The organism is Flavobacterium sp. (assembly GCF_028712645.1).
In the GTDB taxonomy this organism is placed as follows: domain Bacteria; phylum Bacteroidota; class Bacteroidia; order Flavobacteriales; family Flavobacteriaceae; genus Flavobacterium.
This window is the reverse complement of record NZ_JAQTPQ010000008.1, coordinates 1-5,323: the sequence shown is the minus strand read 5'-3', so window position 1 is coordinate 5,323 and position 5,323 is coordinate 1. Positions and strand designations below refer to the sequence as shown.

The window sequence follows — 5,323 nt, the reverse complement described above, 5'->3', positions numbered from 1 at the left end:
CAAAAATAAATGGCAATTATTAAGGTAATCATTCCTGCTTATAACGAAGAGAAAGCGATTGCAAGTGTCATTCGGGAAATTCCTAAAATAGTTTCGGAGATTATTATAGTCAATAACAATTCTACAGATAACACAAGCAGAATAGCTTTCGAAAATGGTGCGACCGTACTTTCTGAAAAAAGAAAAGGATACGGATACGCTTGTCTCAAAGGACTTGAATACATCTCACACCAAAAGACAAAACCCGATATTGTAGTTTTTCTCGATGGTGATTATTCGGATTATCCCGAAGAATTAATCCATTTAGTTGAACCAATTCTCAATCAAAATGTAGATTTTGTAGTTGGAGCACGAGTCTCAAATCTTCGAGAAAAAGGGTCAATGACACCGCAACAAGTCTTCGGAAACTGGTTGGCAACTTTCTTGATGAAACTTTTTTTTAATTCTAAATTCACGGATTTAGGTCCGTTTCGAGCCATAAAATATGCAACTCTTTTAGATTTGAATATGCAAGACAAAACGTATGGTTGGACGGTTGAAATGCAATTAAAAATTTTGAAAAAACACATTCCATACACCGAAATTCCTGTTCGCTACAAAAACAGAATTGGCGTTTCAAAAGTTTCCGGAACAGTAAAAGGAACTGTAATGGCTGGAATAAAAATAATAGGTTGGATTTTTAAATATGCTTTTAAATAAAATGTTAGTACTTTCATACATCGTTCTCATTCTCTATAGTTTCGCTATTCTGTTGATTTTTTTCTACGGATTGGCACAATTCAATTTGCTTATTAATTATCTAAAAAGTAAAAAACAAATTGACAATTCTGAAAAATTCAATTTTACAAACCCGACCGAAATTCCATTCGTAACCATTCAACTGCCTATTTTCAATGAAAAATATGTGGTGGAACGTTTGCTTACAACCATTGCAAAACTTGATTATCCAAAAGAAAAACTCGAAATTCAGGTGCTTGACGACAGCATCGATGACAGCATTTTTGAAACAAAAGCAATAATTGATGATTTACATAAATCAGGTTTAGACATCAAACACATCACAAGAACCAACCGGATTGGCTTCAAGGCAGGAGCTTTAAAAGAAGGATTGGTAACTGCCAAAGGAGAGTTCATAGCCATTTTTGATGCCGATTTCGTACCTCAAAAAGATTGGCTTTTTCAAACAATTCCCTATTTCAAAGATAAAAAAATCGGAGTTGTACAAACACGTTGGGGGCATTTAAACCGAGATTATTCCATTTTGACAAAAATTCAGGCATTTGCTCTCGATGCTCATTTTACGTTGGAACAAGTTGGTCGCAATTCACAATTGCATTTCATCAACTTCAACGGAACAGCCGGTGTTTGGAGAAAAGAATGTATTATCGATGCAGGAAACTGGGAAAGCGATACGCTAACCGAAGATCTGGATTTAAGTTATAGGGCACAATTAAAAAATTGGAAATTCAAATATTTAGAAAATGTAGAAACTCCTGCGGAGCTTCCTGCAATAATCAGTGCAGCTCGTTCACAACAATTTCGTTGGAACAAAGGCGGTGCCGAGAATTTCAGGAAAATGAACTGGCGGGTCATTACATCAAAATCAATCCCATTAAAAACAAAAATTCACGGCATTTTGCATTTGCTCAATAGTTCGATGTTTCTGATGATTTTTGCAATGGCAATTTTAAGTATTCCGGTTTTGTTTATCAAAAATAGGTACGGACATTTGGTAATACTTTTTGATATTCTGATATTTTTTGTCATTACTTCCCTACTGTTTTTTATCAGCTATTGGGTTACTTTTAAAAATATTCAAGGCGGCGGATTTAAGAATTTCCTGAAATATATTGGCTTGTTTTTTACCTTTTATGCCATTGCAATGGGATTTTCCTTTCACAATACAATTGCTGTTTTAGAAGGATTGTTGGGCAAAAAAAGCGAATTCATCAGAACGCCAAAATTCAATATCGAAAGCTTAAAAGATAAGTGGAAAGACAATATTTATATTTCAAAAAAAGTATCCAAAAACACAATTATCGAAGGATTACTTGTTTTATATTCCCTTTTCGGATTGTACAGTGGCTATAAATTCAATGATTTTGCATTGTATCCTTTCCATTTGATGTTGCTTTTTGGTTTCGGATATGTATTCATAAAATCTATTACTGATACCAAATGAGTTACACCATTTCAAATAACACAAAATCATATTTCTTACTAATTGTAAGCATTCTCATTTATGGTTTTATTGGCTATGGACTGGAACGAACTGAATTTGTTTCTTTAGTTATTTCCTATAGTTTTTTGTTTCTTTTGGCATATCAAATAATCAAATTACAAAAAGATAATTTTACTTTTCTAATCGGAGTTATAGTCCTTTTTCGATTAATTTTCATTGTGGCTTTGCCCAATTTATCACAAGACTACTTTCGTTTTATTTGGGACGGAAGGTTAATTTTAGAAGGTTTAAATCCGTATGTACATTTACCCCAGGATTTGATTGCAAATCCAAATTTCAAACTCTCTCAAGCACAAGAATTAGTAAACGGAATGAAAAGCTTGAGTGCCTCTCACTACTCTAATTATCCGCCAATCAATCAATTATTTTTTGTAGTTGCAGGATTTTTAAGTAATCATTCAATTATTGGTGCAGCAGTAATTCTACGGATAATAATCATTGCAGCAGATTTCGGAACGTTATATTTCGGAAGCAAATTATTGGAAAAATTAGGATTTGAAAAACACCGCATTTTTTGGTATCTATTAAATCCATTGGTTATAATTGAACTAACAGGAAACCTTCATTTTGAAGGCGTAATGCTTTTTTTCTTCGTTTGGAGTATGTATTTATTGCATCAAAACAAATGGAAAACGGCAGCCTTGTTAGTGGCATTATCCATTTCAACCAAATTGTTGCCTTTATTGTTGTTGCCTCTTTTTTTTCAGAAATTGGGTTGGAAAAAAAGTATCGGTTTTTACAGCATTGTCATTGGAGTAAATATAGTGCTGCTCTTGCCATTCCTTTCTTCAGAATTGATCGCAAATTATTCAGAAACTATTGGCTTATGGTTCACCAATTTCGAATTCAATGCTAGTATTTATTACCTAATTCGTGAAATTGGTTTTTGGATAACAGGATATAATATCATTCAAATTACTGGCAGAATTATGCCAATACTAATCATTACGTATATTATTCATCAAGCACTTAAAGGAAACAACAGAACCACCATTGATTTATTCCAAAGTTTTCTGCTCGTTTTAAGTGTCTATTTTTTTACTTCCACAACCGTTCATCCTTGGTATATCATAAACTTGGTTTTGATTGGTGTTTTTACAAAATTCAATTACCCGATAGTTTGGAGTTTAACAGCAATTTTGAGTTATAGTGCCTATTCTAATCCAGAATTCAAAGAAAACTCTTGGTTAATTGGATTAGAATATAGTTTAGTATTGCTGTTTTTGCTGTTCGAAAAGAATGACTTTTTGAGGTCTAAAAAAAATAGTATCTTTGGACTTGTAAAATAACAGGCAACAAGATTTATGGAAGTTATCAAAGTAGATTCTAAAAAATTATTTGAAAATTGGGTCAATCAGTTTAGCGACGAACTTTTTTCCTGGGCATTATACAAAACTTCTTCTAAGGAAACTGCTGAAGATTTGGTTCAGGAAACTTTTTTGGCAGCTTTTCATAAAATAGATACTTTTCAGGGGAAAAGCCAACCTAAAACCTGGTTGTTTTCTATTTTGAATAATAAAGTGATAGATTATTATCGTTTGAGTGCCAAAACCACGAAACAAACCTTTAGTATCTCTGAAAATAGCGGTTACGAACTTTCTGATGGCTTGTTCAACGAAACCGAAAACTGGAAGAATAACGACATTAACCCTGTTTGGGATCAAGAAGAAGAATTACTGGACAATCCAGAATTTAACAACATAATGCAGGACTGTATGGAAGATTTACCTCAAAAATGGAAATTTGCCGTGACTTCCAAATATTTAACTGATAAAAATGCAGATGAAATTTGTCAGGAATTAGAAATTACAACGTCTAATTATTGGCAGATAGTACACAGAGCAAAACTACTCTTAAAAAAATGTTTAGAAATGAAATGGTTGTAATAAACCTTTAAAATTTTAAAGAAATGCTGATGCAAAAAATAATGAATATGATGGTAAATTCTTGTAAAAAAACCACAGAGTTGATAGACAAACAGCTATTTACACCATTAACAGCGAAAGAAAAAATGCAATTGCAAGTACACAAATCAATGTGTAAAACTTGTACTGCTTACGAGCACCAATCTAAATTTATTGATACTGTTATTGGCAAATGGTTTACAGGTAAGTCAAAAGTAAATGTAAAAATGCCAGAAGAAAGGAAGAATAAAATTTTGGAAGAAATTAATAAATCATAAAGAACAAAATTGTTAATTCAGGAAAAAACACTACAAGAAACTGTGGTGTTTTTTGTTTTTTTTAGTAAATAATCAAAAGCCCACAATGTCTCAAAAGAAAAAAATATTTGCAATTTCGGGAAGCACTCGAAACAATTCCAGTAATTTTAAAATCCTCAAATTGATTTCTGAATTGACAAAAGAGAAATTTGAAATGAAAATTTTTGAAGGGTTGTCCGAAATTCCACATTTTAATACTGATCTTGATACAGAAAATCCTCCCAAAATAGTAAGCGCTTTTAGAAATGAAATTGCAGAAGCAGATGGAATACTAATTTGCACTCCCGAATATATTTTTAGTTTGCCAGGAAGTTTAAAAAATGCTTTGGAATGGTGTGTTTCTACAACGATTTTTTCTCAAAAGAAAGTTGGACTTATAACTGCATCTGCATCAGGGGAAAAAGCCCAAGAGGAATTAGCATTAATAATGAAAACCGTTGAAGCAAAATTCAGCAACGAAACTGAACTTTTAATTCAAGGGGTAAGAGGAAAAGTGAACAACGATGGCATTATTACAGATATTGAAACCTTAAATAAAATTACTCATTTTATAAATTCATTTGATAAACTGCTAAATTTGTAATTGTAATTTGATAAAAAGTTGGGCTTTTTCATCTTTCAATTATCGTTTATTATACTTTTAGTTGCTAAAATTTCATTTAGTTGTGTCATAAAATCTACATCATTTTTAAAGATTCCGTGATTTTGATAAATGCCGGAAAGCGAATTTAATTCTTCCATTTCCTCGTTGTAATTTTCAATTTTGTCAGCAAAATTCAATTTATTTTTAACTATTCGTCCACAAGAAATAGCAGCATTTATTCTTTTGTTACATCGACAATTGTTGTATGGATTGTAAA

At 32.0% G+C, this 5,323-nt stretch carries 7 protein-coding genes; 6 read left to right on the top strand and 1 reads right to left on the bottom strand.

Annotated features, from left to right (window positions below; genetic code table 11):
• The first annotated feature begins 9 nt into the window (after positions 1-9).
• From PHC28_RS01105 to PHC28_RS01080, 6 genes are all read left to right on the top strand, one after another.
• Positions 10-699, top strand: coding sequence for a glycosyltransferase family 2 protein (locus PHC28_RS01105; RefSeq protein ID WP_300095751.1), 690 nt, complete (start codon positions 10-12; stop codon positions 697-699).
• Positions 686-2,182, top strand: a complete 1,497-nt coding sequence (locus PHC28_RS01100; RefSeq protein WP_300095748.1) for a cellulose synthase family protein — start codon at positions 686-688, stop codon at positions 2,180-2,182. Before PHC28_RS01105 ends, PHC28_RS01100 begins: the two co-directional genes overlap by 14 nt.
• Positions 2,179-3,531 carry a mannosyltransferase gene (locus PHC28_RS01095; RefSeq protein WP_300095745.1) on the top strand — a complete coding sequence of 451 codons (1,353 nt, stop codon included), beginning with the start codon at positions 2,179-2,181 and terminating at the stop codon, positions 3,529-3,531. The genes PHC28_RS01100 and PHC28_RS01095 overlap by 4 nt, the downstream gene beginning before the upstream one ends.
• 15 nt (positions 3,532-3,546) lie before the next feature.
• Positions 3,547-4,128, top strand: coding sequence for a sigma-70 family RNA polymerase sigma factor (locus PHC28_RS01090; RefSeq protein WP_300095742.1), 582 nt, complete (start codon positions 3,547-3,549; stop codon positions 4,126-4,128).
• A gap of 29 nt (positions 4,129-4,157) precedes the next feature.
• On the top strand, positions 4,158-4,424 hold the full coding sequence (locus PHC28_RS01085) for a hypothetical protein (RefSeq protein WP_300095739.1): 267 nt from the start codon (positions 4,158-4,160) through the stop codon (positions 4,422-4,424).
• A gap of 85 nt (positions 4,425-4,509) precedes the next feature.
• Positions 4,510-5,046, top strand: a complete 537-nt coding sequence (locus tag PHC28_RS01080; protein WP_300095736.1) for an NADPH-dependent FMN reductase — start codon at positions 4,510-4,512, stop codon at positions 5,044-5,046.
• A gap of 35 nt (positions 5,047-5,081) precedes the next feature.
• Here PHC28_RS01080 and PHC28_RS01075 read toward each other — a convergent pair.
• Positions 5,082-5,323, bottom strand: a 242-nt coding sequence (locus PHC28_RS01075) for a hypothetical protein (RefSeq protein WP_300095733.1), incomplete at its 5' end; no start/stop codon positions are given.